The organism is Polyangium sorediatum, from assembly GCF_029946465.1.
Taxonomy (GTDB): domain Bacteria; phylum Myxococcota_A; class Polyangia; order Polyangiales; family Polyangiaceae; genus Polyangium; species Polyangium fumosum.
The window spans coordinates 48,314-73,963 of the sequence record NZ_JARZHI010000043.1 but is presented as its reverse complement, the minus strand read 5'-3'; the positions used below and the strand labels follow the sequence as shown (position 1 = coordinate 73,963).

Here is a 25,650-nt window from a genome sequence, read left to right as displayed (position 1 = left end):
AGGACGGCCACGCCTCGCGCGTCCCCCTCGGGACAAGGAGGCTCCGATGGCCGACGGATCCCGTTTTCCGCAGCTCGCTCCCCCGTTCGCGATCGCCGGCGCCGCCGCCGGCTGGCTCTCCGCGGGCCTGCTCGCGAACCCGCTCGTCGGCGTCACGTACGACGAGGTCAAACCCCTCGCGGCCCTCGGCACCACGCTCATCGGCGCCGCCACCGGCGTGCTCCTGAAGAAGCTTTGCCTCGGGTGGCGGTATTGGTACGAGATCGAAGCCCCCGACCCGGAGACGCGCTCGCGGACGGACCGGATCGGGTACCACGTCTTCCTCGTGCTCCTCGCCGGCGCCGCGGCCGGCGCGCTCGTCGCGGGCCTCGACGGCGCGCAGGGCGGCACGCTCGGCGGCGCCGTGAGCGGGGCCGTTTCCGCGGTCCTCTTCTTGCCCGTTTGCCTGCTCGTCCTCGCGTCCGCGCGCCGCGCGCAGCGGGCCCGCCTCGGCTCGATCGTCGCGGGCAGCGATCGCCGCGCCGTGTGGGGGATCCTCGCGGCCGCCCTCTCCGCGGCCACGTTGCTCGCGGCCCTCGACTGGCCCGCGGCGCGCCTGGAGGAGGTCGAAGCTCCCTTCCCGGCGCTCTTCATCCTGCTCGCGACGGCCCTCGTGACGCTCGCCGTCCTCGCCGCCGACCTACGTGCTTTGAAGCGGGCGCAGGCGGCGCTCGCGCCGGGGCTCCAGGCGGACGAGGAGGGCGCCGCGCCGCTCGTGGATCCTTCCGTTCCCCGCGTCGATCTCGGCCTCGGCGACGACGTCGCCTCCCGCCTCGCGCGGAGCGCCGCCGCGTATCGAGGCCGCGATCGGGCCGTCGAGCTCGTGCAGGGCAATCCCGCGCAGGCCCTCGGCGCGCTGCGCCGCGCGGTGCGGCGCGGCGTGACGAGCTTGGCGCTGATGGGCGTGATCCTGGGCGCGCATGGCCTCGCCCATGCGCGCTTCGTGACAGAACTTTACGTGCAATTCCGGTGCGACACGATGTGGCCGGCGTACACCTGCCAGAACGACGCGTTCCAGGCTATCCAGCAGGCTCGGTAGCGGTCGCCGCCGCCCCGCCCTCGCCCAGCCACGAGAGCAAGAGCGCGTTGAAGTGATCCGCCTGGGCGAGCGTGACATCGTGCCCCGCCTTCGGCACGAGCTCCGTCTGGATGTGCGGCGCGACGCGCTTCACCCGCGCAATCGCGTCCTTCGCCGAATAAATCGTCTCGTTTTCCCCCACGATCAGATACGTCGGCCGGGGCAACGCCTGGAGCTCCTCGTCACCGAGCACCGTCGGCTGCGTCATGGGCTTCCACGCAAAGGATCGCGCCGCCAGGTAGGAGTCTCCGCTCACCTCCTCGACGAGCTTCCGGCCCACCTCGCCCTGCGCCGCCGTGTCCGCGAGCATCCATTGCATGAAGCTCCGCGTGAGCCACGGGATGGGCAGGGCGGTCAAGATGGCGCGCGCCATCCATTTCCCTAGGATGGGCAGCACGGTGTTCGCCGGCGCGACGAGCACGAGGCCTCGCACCCGCTGGGGATATCGCAGCCCATACTGGCTCGCGATCCACCCGCCGTACGAGAGCCCCGCGAGCGCGAACTCCGACCGGATCCCGAGGCCCGTCGCGACCTCGTCGACCCATTTCGCGTAGTCGGCCCCATCCTTCGCGGGCCTCGAATAGACGCTCCGGCCGCAGTCGTGAATGCCGTCGACGGCGAAGACCTCGAACCGCTCGGCGAGCCTCGCGATGTTCGGCCCCCATTGGAGCGAGCTGCCCGAGACCCCATGCAGGAGCACGAGCGGCGGGGCGCCCGCGCGTCCGCTCACCCGGACGAACGTTCGTCCGAGCGACGTATCGACCTCGCGGCCTTCGCAGGGGACGGGCCAGCGCGCGGCGCGCTCGTCGTAACGGGCGAGGAACCGCGCGCGGGCCTCGGCGGAGCGGAACGGGTGAAACGCGGGGAAGCTCATCTCAGGACACCCGCGAGGCGATCCGGCGCCGCACCTCGGCGACGAACGCGTCCGGATCCTCGACCGAGACATACAACGTCTCGGCCGGCACGCGCAGGAGCACGCGCATCGGCTGGGCCGGCGCGAGGCGGATGCGCACCACGTCGTCGTACGAGCCGACGACCGCGACGGTATCGACGAAATTGGTGCGCCAACCGAGCCCGCCGAGCAGCGGCCAGCGCGCGCGCTCGACCGAGGTGACGCGCGAGAGCGGGATCCGCTCGTCGAAGAGCCAGCCGAAACGAACGTGGATCTCGTCGCCTTTGATGTCGACGTACGAGCGCTCGGCCGTGCCGCCGAATACGGAGAGGAGGGGCTTGACCCAGGTGCTACGTCGGATCTCGGTTCGCATGGGGCTTCACGATGGCCATCGAATCCACGTGACGCAAGGCGGCACGTGACGATTCTACCTTGAAACCACGACCGCCGTTGTCGGCCCGTTCTCCGGGGCGCCGGCGCCCGCGGCGCCCTGCCAACCGGGGGGCACGGGCGGGTCGGTCCAATGAAACAGCGTTTCGGCGTCGATCGGCGAGAGGTTCACGCAGCCGGCGCTCGTCGGTTCGCCGAAACGCTCGTGCCAGTAGGCCGCGTGGAGCGCGAAGGGCGGGTGGAAGTACTGCGTGTGGGGGACGTCGGCGATCCAGAACGAGCGATCCTCGCCTTTTTCGGGCGACATCGTGGCCGCCTTGTCCTTGAACGTCACGTAAAACGTCCCGGTCGGCGTCGTGCTCGCCTTCACGTTGTCGATCCCCTTCACCGGCACGCCGCCCGATCCCGGCGAAATGAGCGTGGCAAACACGGGCTTGAGCCCCTCGTACGCGACGAGCGTGCCTTGCGTGATCCGCACGTGCACCCACTTCGTCCCTTCGCGCACGCCAAACGGCAGCTTCGGCCGCGGCTCGACCACGGTCGCATCGGATTGCTCCACCCACACGGGCTGCCCGCCCTCGCGCTCCTTCGTTTCGAGGTACGTGGCCCCCGCGTGCTGCGTGGACTGGCCGGTGAGCATCACATACGAGCGCGCCGGGAACGACGTCCCCGTGCGCTCCAGGGCGCCGTCCGGGAGCTTGCGCCATTTCGCGCGCGGCGATTTGCGGAACCAGGCGAGGGGCAAGGAGACGTCGTCGCCGAGGCGGACGCCGTGGAAGGTGCTCGGGCGGAACGGGCGCACGCGGTCGGCGGGCACGACCGTGAGGTCCACCGAGAGCAGGAACGTGCGTCCCTCGGCGGCGAACGCCTTCGTGTACGAGAGCATGGATCCATGCGGGATGTTCTGCCGCACGAGATCGAATCGACCCGGACGCACCATTTTGCCGCCTTCGAGGAACACGGGCAGCGGGTCGGCGGGCGTGATCGGCTGGGGCGCGGCGAGGTCCTCGTGGGCGGAGAGGAACTTGGAGAGCGGCTCGAACTCGCCGGCGGGGCCGAGGAGCCGCTCGATGCGCGCCTGCTCGCGCGGCGTGGGCACGCGGTTGTACATGGGCGCGCCATTGGAAATGGCGTATTTGTAGGGGAAGGGCCCGGCCACGGGCAACGTCGCGTCGAACGCGGGGCGGACCTCGGGCGGAGGCTCGCGCGAGACGAGGGGGTCGTTGCAGACGTACCCGCGCGGCTCGATCGCCCAGAACCCCCGCGCGCACCCGGCCCCGCGCACGGGCTCCGGCTTTTTCAAGGCGACCGATTCACCGACCCGGATGTACCCGAGGTAGCGCTCGCCCTTTTTCTCGGGCGTGGGGTAAATCCAGGGAATGCCCTCGACGGCATACAGGCGCGGGCCGGGAGGAGCCGCCGGCGCGGGGTCGGCCATCGGAGCGGAAGCGGGAGCGGCAGCGGCAGCGGAAGCGGAAGCGGGAGCGGAAGCGGGAGCGGCAGCGGCAGCGGAAGCGGAAGCGGAAACGGGCGCGGTTGCGGCCACGGCGACCGGCGCCTCCCGCGGCGGCGCGAGCGCGGGCTCCGCCGGACCACATCCGACCGCGAGCACGAACGGTGCGAGAAGGTAGCCGCGCATCCTGCCCCCCAGCTATGCCCCGGATTCGCCCGCCGGCGCAACTCCGCCGCGCCGAAAAACCCGTAGCATCGCTCCACGCTCCATGGCTCCGCAGCGCCGCACCCTCCCCCCGCCCTCCACCATCCGCCCCCCGAAGGCCCCGAGCCACCTGCAGGCCGAGCTGCTCGCCGCCGCCTGGGAAGCCTTCTCCGCGCTCCTCTTCGTCTGGACCGTCGTCCCCGACGCCCTCTCCGCGGCCCTGCCCTTCGCCATCACCATCGGCGTCGTCTCCCTCTCCCTCTCCGCCCTCGCCGGCCCGGCCCTCGTCCGCCGCGGCCCCCGGGGCCTCTTCGTCGCCGCCCTCGTCCGCACGCTCTCCTGGCCCCTCGCGGTCAGCCCCCTCGTCCCGCACATCGGCTCCCGCGTCCTCTTCGCCGCCGCCGGCTTCGGCCTCATGGCCGGCGGCATCCGTCGCGCCTTTTATCGCCGCCTGATCCCCGAGGAGACGGCGGCCGCCGCGCTCGGCCAAACCGCCCCCGCCGAAACCTCCACCGACATCGGCAACCTCCGCGACAAACTCGCCGAGTCCGCCATGGTCGCCGGCATCGTCGGCGGCCACACCCTCATGCTCTTTTGCGTCGCCTTCCTCCGCACGCAGAGCCCCGTCCTCTTCAAGGCCTGGCTCGAATTCGTCCCGGCGCTCGCCCTCGTCGGCACCATCGGCTTCACGTTTGCCATCCGCCCCGCCACCCGCCGCGTCGCCCGCGCCCTCGCCGCCGGCCCGACCGGCGACCGCGCCCTTCACGAGCGCGCCCTCGCCCAGGCCGAGGCCTTGCCGAGCACCCTCTCCTACCTGAACTTCACCGTCTGGTCGGCCTTCATCACCATCGGCGTCTTTTATGCCCGACCCGGCCGCGCCGCCTGGTCCCTCGCCGACGGCCTCACGCAGATCTGCCTCGGCATTCTCTTCGCGTTTGGCGTCTCTTTTTATCAGCGCGCCTGGGACCGCGACACCGTCGCGCCCATCCTCGAACGGCTGCGGGCCTGGACCGGCTCCGGCGTGGCCATGCTCGCCGAACCCCTCAACCTGCGCCGCCGCATGCTGCGCGATTTCGGCCTGCCGCTCCTCTTCACGACCACGCTCTCCCTCTTCGCCTCCGTCGGCCTCTACCGGGCCCTCTCCGTCGGCAGCGACCTCCGCCAGGACGTCGACGCCATCGCCGCCCTCATCGCCGCATTCGGCACCATGATCGTCGCCGCACTCGGCGTCGTCGCCCGCGCCGCGCGTGAGCTCAGCCGCCCCCTCGCCGTGCTCGCCGGGGCCGCCGATCGCGTGGCCGGCGGCGCGCTCGACGCGACGGCGCCGCCCGTCACCGGGCCCGTGGAGGTCGTCGGGCTCGGCGAGAGCATCGAGCGCATGCGCGTCCGCCTCGCGGGCACCATCGCCGAGCTCGAACGCGAGCGCGCCGGCCTCGAAGAAAACGTCGCCGCCCGCACGGCCGAGCTCACGAAGACCCTCGACGAGCTCCGCCGCGCCCAGGCCGCCCTCGTCCAGGGCGAGCGCCTCGCCTCGATCGGCGAGCTCTTCGCCGGCGTCGCGCACGAAATCTACAACCCGCTCACGGCCATCGCGGGCGCCGCTGCGCCCCTCGAACGCCTCTCCTCCGAACTCGGCCAGACCCTCGCCGCCTTCCGCGCGGCCTTGCCCGAGCTCTCTGCGGCGCGCAGGCACGAGCTCGAACGCACCATGAAGGAGCTCGACGTCGATGCCGCCCTCGAAGACCTCGTCGGCATCTCGCACCTGCTCCGCCGCGCAAGCGACCGCGCGGTCCGCATCGTCGGCAACCTGAAGAGTTTCTCCCGGTCGCCCGGCGAGGTCGTGCCCACGGACCTCGTCGCCGGCATCGAGGAGACCCTTGTCCTGCTCGGCCGCCGCCTGCGCGACGCCGGCATCGAGGTCGAAAAGCGGTACGGCGACGTGCCCGAGGTCCTCTGCCGCTCGGGCGAGATGAGCCAGGTCTGCATGAACCTGCTCGTCAACGCCCTTCAGGCCCTCGAAACCGACCAGCGCCCGAGCAAACCGACGCCTCGGATCCTCATCGAGGCCCGCCGCGACGGCGGCGCGGCCCTCGTCGCCGTCAGCGACAATGGCCCGGGCGTCCCCGACGACATCGCGTGCCGCATCTTCGAGCCCTTCTTCACGACGAAGCCCCGCGGCCAGGGCACCGGCCTCGGTTTGTCCATCTCGGGGGACATCGCCCGGCGGCACGGCGGCGCGCTCACCCTGGAGCGCGCGGACAACGGCGGCGCGCGGTTCGTGTGTCGGATCCCGCTGGCCTAAATCAGATCCCCAGCATCCAGACGCTGCCATCCCGGCAAACCACCACCAGCTTGTCGTCCCCTGCCGGCTGCATCGCCACCGGCGCCGGGCAAAGCCGCTCGCTCGCGAGCGCCACATTCCCATCCGGCCGCGCCACCCCCACCCGCCCATTGTGCCGCGCGAACGCCACGCGCCCCTCGGCATCCACGAGCAGCGCCGGGCTCGACCTCGCATCGGCCGACGCATTAAAAAACCCCGTCGCCGCCGCGGTCCCTGCCGCCGCCGCCGGATCCGGCCCCGTCGGCTGCGCTCCCTTGTCCAGCACCATCCGCAGCCGCTCGTTGCCTGCCGCGTCGATCCCGAAGAGCAACCCCGTCGACGTCGTCACCATCGCAAACCCGCGCGGATGGATCGTCACCGGCTGGTCGTACGTCCCGAGCCCCACGTCCCCGGCCCGCACGTGCGTGAGCCCCGTCTTGAGATCGAGCCCCACGAGGCTCTTGCCGCCCACCACCGCGAGCAGCGTCCGCCCGCCTTCGAGCGCCGCCCCGCGCAGCAGCGGCCCGCCGAACGTCCCCACCTTCTTCGGCGGGTTCGGCGGCCGGAACACGTACACCCCGCCCGCCTCGCCCGTCGCGATCGTCCCTTCCGGCCCCTCGATCAGCGCCCCCACCGCGCGCTCCGGCAAGCTCGCCCGCGCCCGCACCGCGCCGCTCGGATCGAGCTCCACCAGCGCTCGCCCCCCGATGACCACGCTTCCATCCGAACGCGAAAGCGGCGCCACGTCGAGGTCGCGGCCTCGTTGCCCGAGCGGCGTCGCGAAGCGCACCCGACCGTCGCGCCCGAGGCCCACCGCCGTGCCTGCGCTCGTCACGAGCAGGAGCGTCCCGTCGCTCGTCAGCACCGGCGGCGCGATGGCCGGCGCGCTGCCGAGCCGCGTCCGAAAGATCTCCTTGCCGTCGGACGCGTACGCGACCACCTCCGGCAGGGTCATGGCCACGTAGATCCGCCCCGACTCGTCCACGACCGGCGGCACCTCGATCGTGCCCCCGGCGTGCCTGCGCCACTTGTCGACCGGCGCCGACGGCAGCCGCGACTTGCTCTGCCCCGTGCGCCGCGCGTCCACCCGCTCGCTCGGCGCAAACCCGCGCGGCGGACCTACGACCACCGTGTACGGCCGCGTCGTATCGATCCCCTCCGCGCGCGCGCTCTCGGGCGCGGGCTGCGAAAGCAAGCCTGCCGCTACGGCGAGCGCCGTCCCCAGGCGCGACGGTGTCTTCCTGTTCATCTCCGCTCTCCGGGCATCGTGAACGCCACCTGAATCTCGGGCACCACGCTGCTGCCCGGCGCGCTCCACGGCTTGCCGAGCTGACCATACGCCGTGATCACCTCGCCCGCCTTCGCCGGGTTCGGAAACCCGTGCACGAGCCGCACGCGGCAAGGACTTTGCCCCTTCGGGCAGCCCTCCTTCACCGGCACGTCGAGCAAGAAGATCGTCTGGTGGTTCTGCGTCCGCGCGTCGACGATCTCGCCCGACACCACCGCGGGCTTGCCCACGTCGCTCGCCTGCGCCGCCGCGAACGCCGCGTAGCCGAGTGGTTTGTCTGCCATGAACTCGTGCGCCGCGGCTGCGAGCTTCTCCACGCGCCGCACCGCGATCGGCACGATCCGCGGCGCCATCCCGGGCGCCTTCGCGCGCACCTCGATGTTCGTCGATCCCACCGACGACACGCTCATCCGCTGCGCGAACGATCCATCTGCCGACACCTGGATCGGCTTGCCCGCGGCGAGCACCTCCGCGCCCTTCATCGTGCGCCCCGCGAGCACGAACGTCTCGCCCTCCACGATCACGCGCGTGCCCGGCGCGTCGATGTGCAGCGGCACGATCCCCACCGCGACGTCGACCGCGCCTTCTTCCCGCGCGCCGCCTTCCGTCTTCACGACGTACGGCACGCGCCGCTTCAAGGTCGCGGGTTCGTCGGCGGGGCCCGTGCAGTCCGAGGCCACGTCGATCACGTGCACCGCGGGCCCGTCCTTCACCGCCGCGGGCTTGCCGTCGATCGTGATCTCCGTCCCGCCCACGGCCTCCACCGCCACGTGCACGGACGGTTTTTCGTTCGCGAGCCCCGTGAGATCGGGCCGGAGCCGATAACTCACGTGCACCGTCACGCCCACCGACTCGTCGCGCCCGCTGCCGGGCCTGTCGAGCGACACCTTGAGCCGGTTCTCCCCGAGCGCGAGCGGCGCGGGCAGGGTCACGAGCGCGACGTGTTTCTTCACGTCCGCGCTCGCCGCGTGGATCTGCACCTTCGTGCCGTCCGGGCAGCTCGGGCACTCGATCTCCACGGCCTCGCGCCCCTCGGGCGTCGCTTTGACGCGCGCCGTGAGCGGCGGCGGGCTCGTGTAGAGCACCGCGAAGACCCCGGCGAACACCACGAGCAAGCCCGCCGTGAGGATCACCGGCAGCGCGCGCCTTCGGTTCTTGCGCACGCGCTCACGTGGAATCTCGCCGCGTGGCTGCACGGGCGGCAGGACGAGGCGCTTGCGCGCGAGCTTGTCCCTGTCGCGGTCGCGGGCGGGCGGCCGCGCGTTGTTGGCGTCGCGGAGCCGCTCCATCACCTCGGGCACGATCGTCGCGCCGAGCTCGTGCGGCATCTCGCGCGCGCGTCCGGCCCGCGCGGGCTCGGCGCTCGGATCCGTCGCGCGGAGCGGCGCGATCCCCGGCCGCGCCACGCCGAGCAACGTGCCCTCCGCCGGCGGCGGCGCCTTGACCGCGGGCGATGCGCCGGGCGCCGCGGCGTTCGGGGAGACGACGCCGAGCAGCGTTTGCGCGGGGGCTTGCGCGGGCGTGGGCTTCGCGCCCGCCGACGGCGCGAGGGCGGGCATGCCCACGATCGTGCGGTTCTCGGGCGGCGGCGGGACGACGGGCTTCGGCGGGTTCTTCGTGCCGGGCATGACCCGCGTGGGCGCGTCGGGATCGACCTCCTGGGCCGCGTTCGGGCCTTTGGCGAGGTCCGCGAGCGACACGCCCATCATCGTGCGCGCGACGGCGGCGCCTTTCTGCGCCGGCTCGAGCGTGGCCAGCGCGAAGCCGCACGCGCCACAGGTGGCGGCGCCGGGGCTTCTCTTGGTCCCGCACTCGGGGCAGTGCATCACCGGCGGATACTACCGGTTAAGCTCGCCAGGGGAAGCCCCCTGCAGTGAATGCGCGGATCAAATCAGCGTCGGCGGCGCGACGACCGCCTCGTTCTGGCCGCTGCGCGCGAGCGCCCTCGCGACGAAGCCGGACGCCTTCATCTCCTCGACGAACGCGCGGAGCGCGCGCACGCCTGCGTCGCGGCCCTTCGGCATGCCCATCGCCTGCTCGATCGCCATGAAGCGGCCGGGGATCAGGCGCGTCTCGGGATGCGCCTCGGCGAACTTGGTCATCGGCTGCTTCACGCCGGCGGCGACCTCCAGCTTGTCGCGCAGGAACATCTCGCAGGCCTCGGAGCCGGTCGGCTGTGTGACGACCTTGGCGCGCTCGAGTGTCCGCGTCAGATAAAGTTCATACGCGCTGCCCTTGGCGGCGGCGACACGGATATCGTCGCGGTCCACCTCGTCGGTGGTCTTGATGGGCGAGTCCTTCGGCACGACGTAGGCGCCCTCGATCAGCACATAAGGCCCCGTGAAGTCGATCTCGGCCGCGCGCACCGGATCGATCGCCAGGAAGGCGATGTCCCATTCGCCGCGCTTCAACGCCTCGAATACCTTGCCAGCGGCGTCGAAGGTGACGAACGCGATCGGGATGCCGAGTCGTTTGGCGAATTCGCGCGCGAGCTCGCTGGAGACTCCACGCGGCTCGCCGGTGACGGGGTCCCTCTGCGCCAGGACGGTATTCCCGAAGTTGATCGCCGCGCGGAGCTGCCCGGTCGGCGCCAGGGCTTGAACGACGTGGGACGGAATCGCTTCTGCCATGATGGCCGGAGACTATCCAAGCGCGGCCATCGGCACAATCGGCAACGGTCTCCCAAAGCAAATCGGCGCGGGCGGGCCTTCGCCACCTCGTGGAGAACCACGCCCACCCCAACTGACTCGCAACGGCAAGCAAGGTTGCGTATAACCTACCCCCGAGCGCGAGAAACATTCGCGAACTCCCCGAAGAACGCTTTGCCATGATGCAGATCATCTCCCTCCTCGGCGTCGCCATTGTCGTGTTTGCGTCCACGAACGTCGATGACATCCTCCTGCTCTCGGCGTTCTTCTCCGATCCGCGGTACGCTCCACGCCAGGTCGTCGTCGGTCAGTTTCTCGGCATTGCGGTCTTGGTCGTGGCGAGCTTCGTGTGCGCGCGGCTTGCCATCGTCATCCCGCCGGGTTGGATCGGGCTCCTTGGCCTCGCTCCCCTCGTGCTTGGCGTGCGCGCGTTATGGAAGCTCCGGTCGTCCGCACCGACGGACGAATCGGGCGAGGCGCCCCCGGCCATGTCTGGTTCGCGCGCGTTGGAAGTCGCGAGTGCCACCGTTGCGAACGGCGGAGACAACCTCGGCGTATACATCCCGCTGTTCTCGAGAGACCCGCCGTTCGTTCCCGCCTATGCCGCGACGTTCGCCGTCATGACCGCCGTCTGGTGCGCGGCGGGTTACTACCTCGTCAACAACCCGATCGTCGGAAAGACCATCTCGCGTTACGGCCGCGTCGCCCTGCCCTTCGTTTTGATGGGGCTCGGCCTGTGGCTCTTGTCCGACGCGCTTGTGCTCGTCATGCCTTCCTGAGGCAGTCCAGCGGACCTTCTTTGCACGTCGTGTTCAAATGGTCCGATGCGACCAAGCTCGCGTTGCCCGCGGGCTTCTGCACGCTCCCGCCAAAAACTAGCGCCCTCCCCGCGCCCCCGGCTACGCTCCCCGCGCCCCTTCCTGGGCACGGGTGACCCCATGGCCGTTCAAATCGCTACCGGCGCCACCGCGATGTGCAGCTTCGGCATGGCGCCCTCTTCGATCATGGTCCTGCCTGCGAACATGGTGAATGCCACCACGTCCGCCGCGAACATCGCCGACATGGTGACCGCGACCAACGTCCTGCCTTTCGGCGCTTGCACGTCGTTGGCGAATCCCACGGTCGCCGCGGCCACGTCCGCCGCCTTGGGCGTCCTCACCCCCATGCCCTGCGTCCCCGTCCCCGCTGGCACCTGGATCCCCGGCAGCACCAAGGTCCTGCTGAAAAGCCTGCCCACGCTCCACAATTCCTGCAAGCTCATGTGCTCGTATGGCGGCGTCATCCAGATCCTGAGCCCGGGCCAATTCAAGGTCATGGCCGGCGGATGAGCCCCCCGTCCCCCGCACCGCCGCCCGGGAACCTGCTCCTCGAATTCACCCGCACCGCGCAGGCCGACGAATCGTTCGTCTTGCCAGACGGCGAGGTCACGTACGTCCTGCACACCGAAGGCGGCGGCGCCGAGACCGTCACGATCGACTGGACCCCCGCGCTCTTCGCCGACCTCGACGCCGTCCGCCGCCCCGGCTGCGACCCTGCCATCGTCCAGCGCCTCGGCCGCGCCCTCCGGCGATTCCTCGCGCCCGCGGGCTGGGCCCGAACGGAAGAGAGCATCCTCGACGCGTCCTCGCGCGGCGATCCGGTGCGGATCACGTTCCGCTCGAATGCCGCGGAGCTTTATGCCTTGCCCTGGGAGCTCCTGACGCTCAAATCGAGCGGCCAGCACCTCGGCGAGCTGCCCAATGTCCTCGTTCGTTATGCCTGGCCCGAGAGCACCACGCGCCCCGAGGACCCCTCGCCCTTGCCCGAGGGCGGGCGTATCCTCTTCGGCTGGTCCGCCGCGGCCGGCGCCGTGCCCCTCGCCGAGCAATCCAATGCCCTCCGCGCCGCCGCCGACCGAGGACATCACCCCTTCGATCCCGCCCGCGACGTGCTCGCTCACCTCTCCCTCGGCCGCCTCTCCAGCGCCCTCGAAAAGGCCGCCGCGTCGGGAGAAACCATCCACGTCCTCCACCTCCTCTGCCACGGCACCCAGGTCGGACAAACCCACGGCCTCGCCTGGGACGCGGACGACGGCAGCGGCGAGCGTGTCTTGCTCGACGCGGGCAAGCTCCGGCAGCTCCTCGCCCCCCACGCGGGCCGCATTCGACTCGTCGTGCTCTCGGCCTGTGACAGCGGCAATCCCGGACAGATCGGCAATCACCTCGGCAGCGTCGCCCAGAACCTCCACCAGGCCGGCATCCAGGCCGTCGTCGCTTCCCGCTTCCCCCTCACCACCTCCGGCTCGATCACCTTCACCGAAGTCTTTTACGACAAACTCCTCGTCGAGCCCACCTCCGTCGAAGACGCGCTCCTCGCGGCCCGGCAGCGCCTCCTCCGCGAAGGTGCAGGGAGGCTCGACTGGGCGAGCCTCACCCTGCACGCCCGCCCCGAGGACGAGGGCGACACCCGCCCGATCGTGTTTCGCCCTTATCGGGGCCTCCTCGCCTTCCACGCCGCGCATCGCCGGTTCTTCTTCGGCCGCGAAGCCGAGATCGAGGAAGCGCTCGCCGACCTCGCGGCCCTCGCGGCCTCGGGAAAACCGCGCTTTCTCGTGGTCGCGGGCGCCTCGGGCACCGGCAAATCCTCCATGGTCCTCGCCGGCGTCGTCCCGCGCCTCCTCGATCGCGGCGCCAGCCGCGCCGACGCCGCGGACGCCGACGACGTCAAGCGCGCCATCGAGCGACTCGCGCAGCTCCTCGGGCGCAGGAGCCCGGGCGCCGCCGCGCAGCAGGCGCTCTCCGTGCTCCACCGCGAAATCACCACGCTCGCCTCGTCCGCGGGCGGCGCGTGGGAAGCCGTCGTCATGCGCCCCGGCGCGTCTCCGCGGAGCGCCCTCGAATCCGCGCTCGCGGCGCGCCGCGACAAAGACCTTCCTTTCCTCCTCGTCGTTGATCAATTCGAGGAGGTCTTCACCCACGTGCAGGATCCGGCCGAGCGGCAGGCGTTCGTCGCCGAGCTCTGGAAGCGCTGCTCCGGCGAGGGCAACATCCATTGCATCACCAGCATGCGCGTCGATTTCGTCGGCGAATGCGGGCAGATCGTGCTCGACGCGGGCACGGGCCTCCGGCTCGATCGCGTGGCCTATGACGAGGCGCACCGCGTCTTCGTCGCGCAGATGGGCCCCGCGCAGCTCCGCACCGTGATCGAAGAGCCCGCGCGCAAGGTCGGCCTCTCCCTCTCGCAAGGCCTCGCGAACCGCATCATCGCCGAGGTAGGCGCCGAGCCCACGGCCTTGCCGCTCGTCGAATACGTCCTCGACCTCCTCTGGCAGAAACGGCGAGGAAAGACCCTCGACGCGGCCCGGTACGAGGAGCTCGGCGGCGTGTTCGGCGCGCTCGAACGAATGGCGGATGCCGTGGTCGACGAGCTCGACGAGCCCTCGCAAAAGCTCGCCCGCCGCCTCTTCTCGCGCCTCACCCATTTCGGCGAGGGCGGCGCCTCGAACACGCGCCGCCGTGTCCCCCTCGCGCGCATCCTCCCGACGGATCCGGAGCGGCGCGCGCGCTTCGAGGCCTTGCTCGAACGATTCGTCGCCGCGCGCCTCGTCTCGCGGCAGGACGAAGGCGGCCGCATCGTCGTCGAGGTCGCGCACGAGGCCCTGCTCCGACGGTGGAACCGCCTCGCGACCTGGCTCGCCGAGGATCGGGCGCGCGTCGTCGAAATCGCCAAGCTCGAGAGCTGGGCCGCCGATTACAAAGCCCACGGCGCCCTCCTCCGTGGCGCCCAGCTCGGGTATGCCAAGCAGATCCGGGCGCACGCCGAGGAGGAGCTCGACGACGACACGCGCGCGATGATCGAGGCGAGCGAGCACGCGGAGGAAGCCGAAGCCGCACAGACCCGCGAAAAGCAGCGTATCGAGCGGCGCAAGCTCGTCGTCGGCGCCGCGGGCGCGCTGGTCGTGGCCGTCGTCATGACGCTCCTCGCGTTCCGCACGAGCCGGGCCAAAGCCGAGGCCGACGCCTCGTGGAGGCGGGCGGAGCTGGATCGCATCAAGGCCGAAGAAGCGCACAAGCAGGCGGACGCGGAGCGCGCCCTCGCCGAAAAGCAATTGCGCATCGGCGGCGCCTTGAACCTCGTCGCGCGCAACCGGCAGGCCGCCGCCGCGTCCGTCATGTCGGAGCGAAGCGGCCCCTTCCCCGAGCTCCTCACGGACTTCCGGCACCTCTCGCTCGCGCAGACCCTCCTCGCGCTGCCCATTCCGAAGGTCACGCTCTCCGGGCATTACGAAAAGTTGTGGCACGCCACCTGGTCCCCCGACGGCCGCCGCTTCGTCACGGCCTCCGAGGACGGAGCCGCCCGCATCTGGGACGGCAATGGCCGGGGCAAGCCCCTCGTTCTGCTCCACGACGCGCCGCTCTCCTCGGCGGTCTTCGACCACGAGGGCCGCCGCGTGCTCACCGCTGCCTTGAATGGCATGGCAAAAATCTGGGACGTCTCCGGCCCGGAGCCCTTCGTCGTCGCCGAGCTCCGCGGCACGTCTCAATCCCTTTGCGCGGCGGTCTTCTCCCCCGACGCGAGCCGCGTGGCCACGGCGACGAGCGAAGGCGCCATCGAGATGTGGGACCTCTCCCCGGTCACCGGCCCCCTCCTCGAAGCCCGCTGGACCGGGCACGAGGACGTCGTCGCCGCCCTGAACTTCGATCCCGAGGGCAAACGTATCGTCAGCGCCTCGTGGGACCGCAAGGCATGCCTTTGGGATGCCCGCAAAGGCACCCGCGCCGCCTGCCTCGAAGGGCATACCGGCCCCCTCTCGTCGGCCGCGTTTTCCCCGGACGGCAAGGCGATCGTCACCGCCTCGTACGATGGCACCACGCGCATCTGGGACGTCGAGACCCGCAAAACGACGGCCGTGCTGCGCGGCCACATGGGCCCGGTCAATCTGGCGGTCTTTCATCCGAAGAGCGGCCGCGCCGTGGCCACGGCCGGCGACGACAACACGGTCCGCATCTGGGCGAAGAATGACGAACCGCCCGGCACGTGCGACGCCGAATATACGGCCTACGTGGAAGTCGCGGTCCTCAATGGCCACGACGCCGACGTCACCACGGTCGCCTTTTCGCCGGACGGTCATCGCCTCGTCACCGGCTCCTGGGACGAGACCGCGCGGCTCTGGGACCTCGGACGCCTCCCGCGGCCCGTCCTCCCGCGGATCCTCGAGCATTACGTGACGTATGCACTCGAAAGCCCCGCCCAGGACCGCGTGCTCCAGAGCGCGCCCACGGGCGAGCTCGCCGTGTACGATGTGCGTCCGAACGACGCGTTTTACGATGGCATCCACCCGTTCGGTCTGCTCTCGCATGGCAAGCGGCGTATCGTGACGGCCGCGTGGCGCCCGGATGGGAAAAGCATCGTCACCGGAGATGAAGGGGGCGACCTCGCCCTCACGCCCCTCGAAAAGCGCCCTGCCTCCCATGAGCGGCTCCCTCCGCTCCCCTCGCGGCGGCTCCCTCGACAACATCACGCCCCGATCCTCGCGCTCGCGTGGAACCAGAGCGGCGACCAATTCGTCAGCGTCGCGAGGCAGGACGCGCCCCTCGTATGGGACGCGGACCACCCCGAGCGCCCCCCGCTCCCCCTCCGGGTCTCCGCCGAGAAATGCGAGAGCCCAGGGGCCTCCACGTCCGGCAAGCACGTCTCCGCGAATGCAGGCGGCTTCACCTCCGTCGCGTGGAGCATGCGCCCGGGTGCGCGGGACATCGTCCTCGGCCGTGACGACGGCTGCGCCTGGTGGGTCGACCTCGACGGCCGGAACAACCCCAAGGTGCTCGGCCGCCATCACGGCACGATCACCGCCGTCGCCATCTCTCCCGACGGGGAGCGCGTCGCGACGGCCTCGCAGGACAGGACCGTACGCATCTGGAAACGCGACGGCACCTACGTCGAGCTCGTACATCCCGCCCCGCTCCTCTCCGTCCTGTTCGACGCGCGCGGCGAGCGTGTGATCACGCGAGCCCGGAACAACACCGTCGTCCTCTGGAAGGTCGACGGCTCCGGCCAGGTCTTCGCCCTCGCGGGCGCGGCGTCCACCTTTCCCATTGCTGCATTCGACGTGCAGGGCAATGGCATCCTCACCGTGGACCCGCAGGGCTTTCTCCAGCGCTGGGACGCGGAGCCCGACGCCATCCTCGCGAGCCTCGAGCGCGCCAACGACGACTGCGCCACCGCAGCGCTCCGCCAGCGGTATCTGGCCGAGGACGAGGAGACCGCGCAAAAGGGCTGCCGCGCGTGCGCCGAGAAGCAAGGCCTCGACCCCGACAGTTGCTCGCGCGACCAGACGACCGGCGCGCGGAGCGCCCACAAATGATACCGTCTGTGTGAATCGAGGACGCCATGCCTGCGAATGCCCTCCACCTCCTCCTCAGCCACGACGACGACGGCAGCGCCTTCCTCGAAAGCGGCTTGCCGACGGACGCGGCCGCGGAGCACGAAGAGCGCCCCGAGGCGCGCCCCGGCCCGACGCACCTCTGGGACGAGGGCGACGACCCGGACGACCTCACGGCCCAGCGCTGGGGCGTGATCGTACCGGAAGGCAAAACGGGCGATCGATTGCTGGAGCTCGTGCGCCCTCTCCTCGAAGCGCGCCGCGCCGCCCAGGGAGGGCACGAGATCAAGACCTTCCGCGCGCCCTCGCGCCTCGACATGGCGGGCGCCGCGCGCTGGCGCAAGGAGGTCTTCGATCGGGGCGCCGACCTCGCCATCGATTTGCCCCGTTATCAGCTCATCCTCGGCGATCTCGATCAGGTCCCCTTCGCGCTCCAGCAGGTCCAGCAATCGGACGGGTTCGTCGGACGCCTCGCGTTTCCGGACGAACGCGGCTACGAGGCCTACGTCCACAAGATCCTCTCCGCCGAGCGCGCGGCCGCGCGCGACGCGCCCCCCCACGCCACGTTTTATACCGTGCACGACGGCACGGCGGCCACGGCGGCCACGTACCGCGCGCTCGTGCGTCCGGGCCTCGATCTCGTGCGCCAGCGCCTCGACGCCGGGCAATTCCCCGCGAGCACCCTCGAAGAGCGCGGGCGCATGGACGCGCCTTCCCCCGACGAACTCGTCGAGGTCGCCTCCCGCCCCGATCCGGGCGTGCTCTTCAGCGTCAGCCACGGCGCAGGCGCCCCGCGCGAGGGCTGGAAGAGCTTCGTCGATCAACGCGCGCGCCAGGGGGCCATGCGATTCGGCCGCGAGGGCACGTTCGCCGCGAGCGACCTCGGCGAGCGCCCCTTCGTGCCGGACGGCATCTGGTTCATGGTCGCCTGTTATGGCGGCGGCACGCCGGATCGGAGCGCTTATCGCCACTGGCTCGAACGATTGCAGAAGCTCGGCCATTACGGCGGCGAGGCCGAGGAGGTACTCAAGGCCCTCCCTCGCCATGCGCCCCCCTTCATCGCCTCGCTCCCCCGCGCTGCGCTGGCGAGCCCGAAGGGCCCCCTTGCCTTCCTCGGCCACATCGATCTCGCCTGGACCTACAGCTTCGAGGAGCGCGACGCGGGCACGCCGATCGCCCGCCCGGCCCGCTTCATGTCGGTCGTGCGTTCCCTCGTGCGCGGCGACCGCGTCGGCCTCGCGTTCCGCGAGCTCGTGCGATTCTTCGAGCAGGCGAACACCGAGCTCACGAGCCTTTACGATCAGGAGGCGAGCGGGGGCCGACGCGACGAGGTACGGCTCGGGCATCTCTGGATGCTCCGGCAGGACCTCTCCGGCTACATCCTCCTCGGCGATCCCGCGGTGCGCCTCCATGTCAAACGGCCATCGAAGGCGGCTCCGGCCGCGACGCCCGCCCCCACGGCGGCGAACGTCCTCGGGTTTGGCCCGGCCCCACAAGCGCCCGCGCCCGTCCCCGCCCCCGCACCTGCGCCTGCGCCCGCGCCGACGGCGCAGGTCGAGCCCGCGGCGCTCCCCATGGAGCTCGAGCGCCTCGAAGAGGCCTTCGGCCACATGCTCGTGGGCGAACGCGGGCACAAGGAGATCGCCAAGGAATACGGCATCGAGCTCGGCGAGCTGCGCAAGCTCTTCGACCGGTACAAGAAGGGCGGGCGCGGATCACTCGGGCATGGCTGACGCCACCTCGTCGGAGGCTCACGTATAGCTGTCGAGATCGTCGTCGGATTCGCTGTCGAACCCGGGATCCTCGGCGCCCGTCCCGTACACCGTCGAGACGTGCGAGTGGATCTTTTTGGCCGCGTACTCTCGGATCACCTTGTCGCCCCACTCCCGCATGACCTTTTTCGGAACGTCGATCCCGAGCGCCTTGTCGATGATCGCCTTCAGGCCATCGATCGAATTGGTCCAGGATTTTCCGGGGCGCGTGTTGTAATTCAAGTTGTACCCCATCACGTCGGCCACGAAGTAGAGGCACAACCAGCAGCCGAAGCAGGGGCGCTTCTTGCCGCGGACGAGGACCGGCGTCGTCTTCGGCAGGCGGGAGTTGATGAGCACGAGCAGGAGCTTCTGCTCGGCGTGCACGCCGAGGCCCGTCACGAGGATCAGCTTCTCTCGATAATGAGGCTCCACGAGGACGTCCGTCCTCGGCCCGGCGGTTCGGAGCGCGATTTGCTCGACGGACTCCCGGATCGGCACCATCGCGAGGCCCTGGGCGAGGAACTGCACGTCCTCGGTCAGGTCGGGGCTCATCATCTCGTCCTGGAAGCGGTCGACCACGCGGGCGCCGCGCCGATCGGAGCTCGTGCTCGGGATCGTGCGGATCGCGTCGAGCAGCGTCGGCTCCTTCAAGAGCTGCTGGTAGAGCTGCTCCATCGTCTTCGGATTGTTGGCCGAGATCAGGATCCGCTCGTTCGTGTACATGGCTTCCACCTCCGCGTCGCTTTTCTCCAGGAAGTGGTTCGCGTAGTAAAAAAAGTACGTGGAGAGGTGCCGAAGGAACTGCGCCGCCTCCTCGCCCGCGAACGAGCGCGCCGGACGCTGCACCGTGCTACCGAAGACGACCCCGCTGTCATTTCGACCTGAAAAGTTCGATAGGGTCTCTTCTCGGAAGAAATTCATGGGCCGGTAGGGATCGAAGGGACCGTTCGACGCTGCCTGAAGGACACCTCTCGCTTTTCGCAAAGCGACGAGGGCCTCCGGCGGCATCCCCCGCGCCGCATGCGGGGCCTTCGGCTGCGCCACCGTCGCGGCGTGCGGCACCTTCGCGGGGAAGGCCGGGGCGTTCTGCCGTTGCAACACCGTCGCCGGGTGCGGCGTTCGCGCGGGGGCCGCCTGCCCTGGCCTTTCCTTCGGCTGGATCCTCGCTGGATGTGGCGGCGCGCTCCGGCCAGGCAACCCATGCTTCGGCGATCGATCCTCGTTGGCCATGGCTCCGAGGCGCCACGCTACCAACCTCGCCCCCTCGCTCCCAGAAACCGGCCTTCGCCCGCGCCTTCTCCTTCCCCTTCCGGCGTCGCGCCTGCGCCGTAGGTACGCCCGCCCACGCGGACCGGACAAATCCGGACAATTCTGGACAATTCCGGACAATTTCGCGAGATGTCCAGTCCTGCCGCCCCCTTGCACGTGAGCCTTCTCACCGCCTGATCGCGACCCAACGGTCGCGTGCACGCGTCTCCAGGTCGCGTGCACGCGTCTCCAGGTCGCGTGCGCGCGTCGCCGAGGCACGTGGGCACGCCTTCACCTCGTGCCCACGCGTCTTCACGTCACGGCCACGCGCCTTCAAGACATTCCCGAACGATCTCGACATCATGCACGCGCGTCTTGATCTCACGCGCGCGCGCCTTTGCTCCCCGCCCACGCGTCTTTTTCCTGCGCCCACGCGCCTCGGAGACGCGCCCACACGCCTCGCGCCCCGCTCGCGCGCGACGTCTCGGCGCGCCCTCGCCAAGCGCTTGGCATACCTCGTGCCTTGATCTCCGGCACGGCGCACGAGACGGGGCTTCTCCCGTCGACCGCCGCACGACAACCCAACCGTCCCCCATTTGGAGGCAGCTCATGAATGACCCCAAAAACCCCGTCCCCGGCGACACCCACATCGACGCGAGCGACCTCGCGCTCATCGACGTCACCGCCGAGCAAATGTTGAAGTTCATCAAGATTCGCGAGGGCGTCGCGAAGGCGATCGCCAACCTGAAGCGCCTCACCCCCGAGCAGATCGACCGCGCGGGGCTCCACGCGGGGGACGTGCAGCGCGCCCTCGATATCGCCGACGAGCACCAGCGGCTCGACGCCATGGTCCCCGCGGCGGAGAAGCTCGCCGAGATGCTCATCGAGACCCGCGCCGGGCGGGGCCACGATCTCGCCATGCTCCTCGGTGAAATCGCCTCACAGGCGCGGCGGCGTGGCCAGCGCGACCCGAAGGGCCCGGAGATCCTCGGCCCGCTCGAGGACCTCTTCGCCTATCAATATGGCCCCGCCCAGAAGAGCGCCGCCACCCGCGCGAAATCGAGCGGCCCGACCGAGCTGAACGAGCCGAGCGAAAGCACCGGCTGATCCCACCTGCCGGGACACGGGCGGCGCCTCGCCAAGGTGAAACCGGCTGAGGTCGACGGGCGTACCTTCGGGATGAGCACGCCTCTTTTCAGCCGGTTTCACTTCACCCACCTCCTCTTGCTCGCCGCCTCCTGCGCGGGCGCGACCGCGTGCCTCTCCGCAGGGGACGGCGACGCTGTGTCTATCGGCGACGCCCCCGCAAGCGACCTCCAGGGCATCACCATCGTGCCCACGAACCCCACGTCGCCGCCCCCGCCCCCTCCACCTCCGCCGCCCCCGTGCGTCGCGAACGTGAATTCGAACCCGGCCTTCGGCTGCCTCACGGCGGCCTGGATCTACGGCCCGGGCGTGGGGCTCGAATCCATGCTGAGCTCGGCCGTGGGGTGCGGCTGCGAGGCCGAGATCGTCACGACCGGCGTGGTGCCCGCCGCATGCAACGTGCAACGCGTCGCCGTGAGCTGCAGCAGCGGCACGCCTCCGTTCAATGCCGTCTCGCCCATTCCCCCGGGCGAGTATCCGTGTGAAGGCCTCACGAACGACGACGGAACCCCGCAGGTCGTCGAAGTCAACACGAACGAGATCCCGTTCATGGGCATCCACATCGATCCGGACAACAACGGCCAGCTCTGCGACGTCACCCTCGACCCCTTCGTCGGGCCCATCGATCGCGAGATCAGGGAGAAATGCTCCAGTTGCCACACGGACAACGAGCCCAATTGGTGGCCCGAAGAGACCGACCCGGGAGAAGAAAGCTGCCCCTACTGCCACGCGAACGACGAGCCTCAAGGGTGGCCCGAGGTAGCCGCCAGGGCCTACGTCGCGTCCCTCGAAGGAGGCCCCCGCCCCGCGTCAGCGCGATTCCGGCACGCAAACCTCGTCCGATTTCGAGACACGGCAAAGCCTGCTCCGCTCAATCCGCATCTCGAGCTTCTCCGGCGGCGGTGACGACAGGAGCACCCGCCACGCGTCTCGGTCGGGCCGTTCGAGGAGCGCGTAAATCGCGAGCGTCCCCTTCTCCGGCACCGGCACCTGAATCACCTTCGTCTGCCCGGGTAACACCACCACCGAGGTCTGCACCGATTCGTCGGGCGTGGTCACCCGTGCCGCGACGGACTCGTACGACTCCGCGCCGAACGTCTTCTCGTCGATCGCGCGGGCGAGCACGTACACGGAGCGCGCACCATTCGCGTCGGCCGCCGGGCGGAGCACGAGATCCACATGGGAAGCCTTCGACGACGCGCAGCCGGCCCCGAGCGCCGAGACGAGAAGCGCGGTCAGGCCGCAGAGGGACGCGTGGCCTCGCACGAGGGCAGTATCAACGAGGCGTCGAGGCTTGTCCACTTAGCGTCGTGGAGGGCGGCGGCCGCGACGGGCAACGAGCGCCGTGGTTCGGCGGCGGGAGCAACACGTCCCACGGATCCGAGCCGAGATCGAAGGCCACGCGCGCGCCGAGCATCCACGACACCGCCGAGCCCCGCCACGCCGACGCCTCACAAACGAGCCGGAGCGTCTGCCACGCGTCGCCCGTCCCCTCTTGCGACCGCGACGTCTTGCCGCCGCTCGAAAGGTCGGTGAGCTCCGCGCTCACGGTCGCCGGCGTCGACGTCGACCAGGGCACGGGCAGCGATTTCCACGCCGGCGCCTGATTGAACCCTGCGACCGTCGTCTCCCCCACGCTGAGCGAGGACATCGTCACGGCCACGCGATCGTCCCGCTCCACCTTCGGCAGCGCATGCGGCCGCACCAAAAGCGCGATCGCCTTGGGTTTGCCCGCCTCGTCCCAGAGCAGGCCCGAAAGACCGTCGAACCAGCCGCCGACCTCGAGCGCCTCTTTCGGGAGCACGACAGCGCGATAATCGAGCGGCCGCTTCGCCACCCACGCCCCGCCGTCGCTCCGCCGCGCGGCCGGCGCCACGCCGTCGTTGAACGCGAGGCGCATCGTGCCCTTCACGCCGAAGACCGAATCGACCTCGCTCGGCGGCGCCTCGACCTTCGCCGTCGGCAGGAACGGAAACCGCGCCCAGAGCGGCTCGCCGAGCGGGCGAATCTCGCCCTTGTAGATCTTCTCGACGGCCTTCTCGACGTTCGTCAGGGCATACTCGTAGACCTGGTTCATCGGCAGGAAGAACGGCCTCCGCATGTCCCCGCCGGGGATCCGCGCCGCGTCGAGCCATGCTTTGACCTGCGGCATCGGCTGCTTCGGGTCGGGGTCGAGAAGGGACAAACCGAGCTTTCCCACGAGCGGCAAACGATCCCCGAGCGGCGCGCCCGCGGCCTGGAGCGGCCCGTCTTCCAGCGAGGCGAGGAGCGGCGTCAGGATCGCGTAATACTTGTCGAGGTTGACGGGTTTGCCCTTCTCGGGCTGGAGCGCCACGATCGCATCGAACGAGCGGAGCGCATTGCGCAGGATGGCGAGATTCGGATCACTCCCCGGGTCGATCGCTGCATTCTCCGCCACCGTGGTCCAGAACTGACCAAACCACGAGCTCGGCGTGGCCATGTCCTGCAGATCGGTCCGGAGCGACGCGAGCGAGCCCGCCGAGAACCCGAAGCCCTGCACGTAGGAAAACAGCGCGGTCTGGTAGGCCGTCGCGTACGAGTCCATCCCGTCGCGCACGAGCCGCGCGAGATCGTCGCGCGCCGTCTGCTGCACACACGCCCCCGTGAGCGCCGCGTCGAGCTTCGTGAATGCGGGCACGAGCTCGTCATTGACGGCCCGCGCCGTGTAAAGCCCCGGGAGCGGCCGGCTCGGACCACGCCCCGGCATGTCACTCGCGCCCACCGCGGGGAACGTCTGGTTTGGCCCGAAGAAGGGCGAGCGCTGCTTGGCGCGGACATCGTCGACGAACCCCTTCACGTACGCCGACGACTTGCTCGAAGCGACGAGCCGGTCCCAATCCTCCGCGCGATAGACGCGGTTCTTGTCGATCGAAAACGTCTCCTTCGAGGCCGTGTCCCCCGTGGGGCACTTCATCCCCTCGAGATCCCCCACGATCTGCCGCAGCGTCCGGTTCTCCGCGCTCGGCACGTCGATCTTCGAGCTGTCGACCTCGCCGAACAGCCCTTCGAGCTCCTTGCTCTTTTGCTGCGCCCAGTCCGGGATCTGGTGGCTGCCTCCGGGGCCGAGCAGTTTGTCTGCGTCCTCCGGGCTCTCCGTGCGGAGCAGCGATTCGAGCTCCTTCTGCGAGGGCGCTTCCTCCACGCCGCGCAGCGCATCCGCGAGCCTGCGCGCGCTCTCCGAGAGCGCGCCGATCTCGCCCGGCGGGACCGCGCCCTTCTTCAAGGAGTCGTCGAGCGAGCCCAAGAACCCTTCCCAATCGCCTCGCGGAATGCCCTGATCGAGCCCCTCGATCGCGCCCCGCCACGGCGAATACGAGAACGTCACGTAATCGCCGACCACGCGCTCCGGCACCTCGAGCACCCGCGCGAACGTCTCCTCGTCGCGCAGCGCGAGCTCCCCGAGATCGTTATCCTCCGAGGCCCGAAGCAGCGCCACCGCATAAAGCCGCACCGGCAGCGAGGACGCCCTCGCCGCCGGCAGGAGATACACTTCGCGGATCTTCCCGAGGAACTGCTCGCGTTCCCCGCCTCCGTCGCGTTCGGTCCGCGGCCGGTCGATCTCCTCTTTCGCGTTCGGATACGCGTACCGCAAAGGCCACCAGCGTGGCCGCAGCGCCGCTCGAAGCGCCTTCGCCGCTTTTCCTTCGGCTCGATCCATCTCCACGTTGCGCGGCGGGCGCAGCGTGGTGAAGGCTGCGACCTGCGCGGGCACGGCCTTCACGTCCTGCCAGTACCACAAATACAGCCCGCCGATGAGCCCCGCAATGGCGGCCCCAAAGACCAGCGCGCCCAGCATCCGCCGCTGCTCGTGCGCATGGAAGTCGGATTGCACCGCCTGCGCATCGAGGCCGAGCGGCTCGCCCACCATCCCCGCGTCCGCGCCCTCGGGCAATCCCGAGACCACGATCCCGTCGAGCGACGGCGTCGCGACCTGCGTCGCATTCCCCACGAACGCATCGAGGAACGGTTCGAGCGCTGCAAACACGCTCCCCCCGCCGCCCGCGAGCAGCTTCGTCACCGCCGCCGTCTGTACGGCCGGCAGCGTCTTGATCGCGGAAGACAAACAAGGGTCGAGCGGCGCGAGGAGCCCCTCGAGGTCCGCCGCGCGCCGGCCCGCGGGCTTCAAGGTCTGCGTCGCGTGTCCCTCCTCCTCCGCCACGCGCGCGAGCGGGACGAACCCTTCGAGTCGCTCGTCGAGGTGCGAAAGAACGACGCGCACCCGCGGCGCGCGCCCGCGCCGGAGCGACGTGAGGCGGTCGACCACGTCCCGCCCGAGCGCGCCGAGGCGCCGGAGGCCCGCGGGCGTGAACGAAGGCGCGCGTGCGTCGATCACGAACACCACGACCGGCACCCGGAGCGCGATGGGCTTCCAGAGATCGGCGAGCGAAGCGCGCGCCTCGGGCCGCGTGTCTTCGAGCAGCTCGCCGCTGATCTCCTGCACGAGCGCGTGCTGGCCCGCGAACATCGAGAGCCGCGCATCCGACGTGTCACTCGGCGCGACCTGCGACGCCGCACCCGAGCGCGCGAGCCCTGTCTGGACCACGCTCGTCTTGCCGGCCCGACGCTCGCCGAGCACGACGACGATCGGCGCGCCCTGCACGCTCTCCGGCAGGCGGCGCACGAAATCGTCCCACGTCCGGTCGAGCGAACGCGGCGAGGGCACCTTGGGCGCCTCCTCGCCGGATTTCTTGCGAGACCGCACGAACAAGAAAATGCCGAGGACGAGCAGCAAGACGCCCACGAGGGCGATCGCGGCGATCACCCAGGGGTTCAAGGACGCTCCCAGCGCTGCGGCCTGCTGCATCGCG

The 25,650-nt window shown here is 70.4% G+C and carries 17 protein-coding genes; 8 read left to right on the top strand and 9 right to left on the bottom strand.

The features are described 5' to 3' along the window. Nucleotides 1-46: 46 nt before the first annotated feature. The gene (locus QHF89_RS33925) at nucleotides 47-1,078 is read left to right on the top strand and encodes a hypothetical protein (RefSeq protein ID WP_136971730.1); all 1,032 of its coding nucleotides are present in this window, start codon (nucleotides 47-49) and stop codon (nucleotides 1,076-1,078) included. Here the strand turns inward: QHF89_RS33925 and QHF89_RS33920 are convergent. The 3 genes from QHF89_RS33920 to QHF89_RS33910 are packed head-to-tail and all read right to left on the bottom strand — an operon-like array spanning nucleotide 1,059 to nucleotide 3,837. Then, nucleotides 1,059-1,991 (bottom strand): alpha/beta fold hydrolase, encoded by a 933-nt coding sequence (locus tag QHF89_RS33920; RefSeq protein WP_136971731.1) that lies wholly within the window; start codon nucleotides 1,989-1,991, stop codon nucleotides 1,059-1,061. The two genes, QHF89_RS33925 and QHF89_RS33920, sit on opposite strands and share 20 nt — an antisense overlap. A 1-nt stretch (nucleotide 1,992) precedes the next feature. Then, a complete protein-coding gene (locus QHF89_RS33915) occupies nucleotides 1,993-2,382 on the bottom strand; it encodes a PH domain-containing protein (RefSeq protein ID WP_136971732.1) in 390 nt (129 codons plus the stop codon). 54 nt (nucleotides 2,383-2,436) lie between these two features. Continuing rightward, the gene (locus QHF89_RS33910) at nucleotides 2,437-3,837 is read right to left on the bottom strand and encodes a L,D-transpeptidase (protein ID WP_136971733.1); all 1,401 of its coding nucleotides are present in this window, start codon (nucleotides 3,835-3,837) and stop codon (nucleotides 2,437-2,439) included. A gap of 283 nt (nucleotides 3,838-4,120) precedes the next feature. Between QHF89_RS33910 and QHF89_RS33905 the strand changes: the two genes are divergently transcribed. Further along, the gene (locus tag QHF89_RS33905) at nucleotides 4,121-6,358 is read left to right on the top strand and encodes an ATP-binding protein (protein WP_136971734.1); all 2,238 of its coding nucleotides are present in this window, start codon (nucleotides 4,121-4,123) and stop codon (nucleotides 6,356-6,358) included. 1 nt (nucleotide 6,359) lies between these two features. Here the strand turns inward: QHF89_RS33905 and QHF89_RS33900 are convergent, their stop codons facing one another. The 3 genes from QHF89_RS33900 to QHF89_RS33890 are packed head-to-tail and all read right to left on the bottom strand — an operon-like array spanning nucleotide 6,360 to nucleotide 10,294. Further along, nucleotides 6,360-7,625: an outer membrane protein assembly factor BamB family protein gene (locus QHF89_RS33900; RefSeq protein WP_136971735.1), complete on the bottom strand. Its 1,266-nt coding sequence runs from the start codon at nucleotides 7,623-7,625 to the stop codon at nucleotides 6,360-6,362. Then, nucleotides 7,622-9,490 (bottom strand): zinc ribbon domain-containing protein, encoded by a 1,869-nt coding sequence (locus QHF89_RS33895; protein ID WP_136971736.1) that lies wholly within the window; start codon nucleotides 9,488-9,490, stop codon nucleotides 7,622-7,624. Before QHF89_RS33895 ends, QHF89_RS33900 begins: the two co-directional genes overlap by 4 nt. A 60-nt stretch (nucleotides 9,491-9,550) precedes the next feature. Further along, nucleotides 9,551-10,294: an ABC transporter substrate-binding protein gene (locus QHF89_RS33890; RefSeq protein ID WP_136971737.1), complete on the bottom strand. Its 744-nt coding sequence runs from the start codon at nucleotides 10,292-10,294 to the stop codon at nucleotides 9,551-9,553. A gap of 197 nt (nucleotides 10,295-10,491) precedes the next feature. Between QHF89_RS33890 and QHF89_RS33885 the strand changes: the two genes are divergently transcribed. From QHF89_RS33885 to QHF89_RS33870, 4 genes are all read left to right on the top strand, one after another. Next, nucleotides 10,492-11,091, top strand: a complete 600-nt coding sequence (locus QHF89_RS33885) for a cadmium resistance transporter (protein WP_136971738.1) — start codon at nucleotides 10,492-10,494, stop codon at nucleotides 11,089-11,091. Nucleotides 11,092-11,250: 159 nt separating this feature from the next. Then, nucleotides 11,251-11,640, top strand: coding sequence for a DUF4280 domain-containing protein (locus QHF89_RS33880; RefSeq protein WP_136971739.1), 390 nt, complete (start codon nucleotides 11,251-11,253; stop codon nucleotides 11,638-11,640). Continuing rightward, nucleotides 11,637-16,655 (top strand): nSTAND1 domain-containing NTPase, encoded by a 5,019-nt coding sequence (locus QHF89_RS33875; RefSeq protein WP_136971740.1) that lies wholly within the window; start codon nucleotides 11,637-11,639, stop codon nucleotides 16,653-16,655. The genes QHF89_RS33880 and QHF89_RS33875 overlap by 4 nt, the downstream gene beginning before the upstream one ends. 26 nt (nucleotides 16,656-16,681) lie before the next feature. Continuing rightward, the gene (locus tag QHF89_RS33870) at nucleotides 16,682-18,406 is read left to right on the top strand and encodes a hypothetical protein (RefSeq protein ID WP_136971741.1); all 1,725 of its coding nucleotides are present in this window, start codon (nucleotides 16,682-16,684) and stop codon (nucleotides 18,404-18,406) included. A gap of 18 nt (nucleotides 18,407-18,424) precedes the next feature. Here QHF89_RS33870 and QHF89_RS33865 read toward each other — a convergent pair whose 3' ends face one another. Continuing rightward, nucleotides 18,425-19,348 carry a hypothetical protein gene (locus QHF89_RS33865; RefSeq protein ID WP_136971742.1) on the bottom strand — a complete coding sequence of 308 codons (924 nt, stop codon included), beginning with the start codon at nucleotides 19,346-19,348 and terminating at the stop codon, nucleotides 18,425-18,427. Between the two features lie 936 nt (nucleotides 19,349-20,284). On the opposite strand from QHF89_RS33865, the gene QHF89_RS33860 reads away from it, so the two are divergent. Both QHF89_RS33860 and QHF89_RS33855 read left to right on the top strand, forming a co-directional pair. Further along, complete coding sequence (locus tag QHF89_RS33860) at nucleotides 20,285-20,782, top strand: hypothetical protein (RefSeq protein WP_136971743.1); 498 nt, start codon at nucleotides 20,285-20,287, stop codon at nucleotides 20,780-20,782. A gap of 72 nt (nucleotides 20,783-20,854) precedes the next feature. Beyond that, nucleotides 20,855-21,727 (top strand): hypothetical protein, encoded by an 873-nt coding sequence (locus QHF89_RS33855; RefSeq protein WP_136971744.1) that lies wholly within the window; start codon nucleotides 20,855-20,857, stop codon nucleotides 21,725-21,727. On the opposite strand, the gene QHF89_RS33850 is transcribed toward QHF89_RS33855, so the two are convergent. After that, nucleotides 21,632-22,087 (bottom strand): type VI secretion lipoprotein TssJ, encoded by a 456-nt coding sequence (locus tag QHF89_RS33850; RefSeq protein ID WP_284721260.1) that lies wholly within the window; start codon nucleotides 22,085-22,087, stop codon nucleotides 21,632-21,634. The two genes, QHF89_RS33855 and QHF89_RS33850, sit on opposite strands and share 96 nt — an antisense overlap. 10 nt (nucleotides 22,088-22,097) lie before the next feature. Continuing rightward, nucleotides 22,098-25,646 carry a type VI secretion system membrane subunit TssM gene (locus QHF89_RS33845; RefSeq protein WP_136971746.1) on the bottom strand — a complete coding sequence of 1,183 codons (3,549 nt, stop codon included), beginning with the start codon at nucleotides 25,644-25,646 and terminating at the stop codon, nucleotides 22,098-22,100. Nucleotides 25,647-25,650 lie beyond the last annotated feature (4 nt).

Coding starts and splice junctions, on each gene's coding strand:
- QHF89_RS33925 (WP_136971730.1), top strand. CDS start 47: ATGGCCGACGGATCCCGTTTTCCGCAGCTCGCTCCCCCGTTCGCGATC.
- QHF89_RS33920 (WP_136971731.1), bottom strand. CDS start 1,991: ATGAGCTTCCCCGCGTTTCACCCGTTCCGCTCCGCCGAGGCCCGCGCG.
- QHF89_RS33915 (WP_136971732.1), bottom strand. CDS start 2,382: ATGCGAACCGAGATCCGACGTAGCACCTGGGTCAAGCCCCTCCTCTCC.
- QHF89_RS33910 (WP_136971733.1), bottom strand. CDS start 3,837: ATGGCCGACCCCGCGCCGGCGGCTCCTCCCGGCCCGCGCCTGTATGCC.
- QHF89_RS33905 (WP_136971734.1), top strand. CDS start 4,121: ATGGCTCCGCAGCGCCGCACCCTCCCCCCGCCCTCCACCATCCGCCCC.
- QHF89_RS33900 (WP_136971735.1), bottom strand. CDS start 7,625: ATGAACAGGAAGACACCGTCGCGCCTGGGGACGGCGCTCGCCGTAGCG.
- QHF89_RS33895 (WP_136971736.1), bottom strand. CDS start 9,490: ATGCACTGCCCCGAGTGCGGGACCAAGAGAAGCCCCGGCGCCGCCACC.
- QHF89_RS33890 (WP_136971737.1), bottom strand. CDS start 10,294: ATGGCAGAAGCGATTCCGTCCCACGTCGTTCAAGCCCTGGCGCCGACC.
- QHF89_RS33885 (WP_136971738.1), top strand. CDS start 10,492: ATGATGCAGATCATCTCCCTCCTCGGCGTCGCCATTGTCGTGTTTGCG.
- QHF89_RS33880 (WP_136971739.1), top strand. CDS start 11,251: ATGGCCGTTCAAATCGCTACCGGCGCCACCGCGATGTGCAGCTTCGGC.
- QHF89_RS33875 (WP_136971740.1), top strand. CDS start 11,637: ATGAGCCCCCCGTCCCCCGCACCGCCGCCCGGGAACCTGCTCCTCGAA.
- QHF89_RS33870 (WP_136971741.1), top strand. CDS start 16,682: ATGCCTGCGAATGCCCTCCACCTCCTCCTCAGCCACGACGACGACGGC.
- QHF89_RS33865 (WP_136971742.1), bottom strand. CDS start 19,348: ATGAATTTCTTCCGAGAAGAGACCCTATCGAACTTTTCAGGTCGAAAT.
- QHF89_RS33860 (WP_136971743.1), top strand. CDS start 20,285: ATGAATGACCCCAAAAACCCCGTCCCCGGCGACACCCACATCGACGCG.
- QHF89_RS33855 (WP_136971744.1), top strand. CDS start 20,855: ATGAGCACGCCTCTTTTCAGCCGGTTTCACTTCACCCACCTCCTCTTG.
- QHF89_RS33845 (WP_136971746.1), bottom strand. CDS start 25,646: ATGCAGCAGGCCGCAGCGCTGGGAGCGTCCTTGAACCCCTGGGTGATC.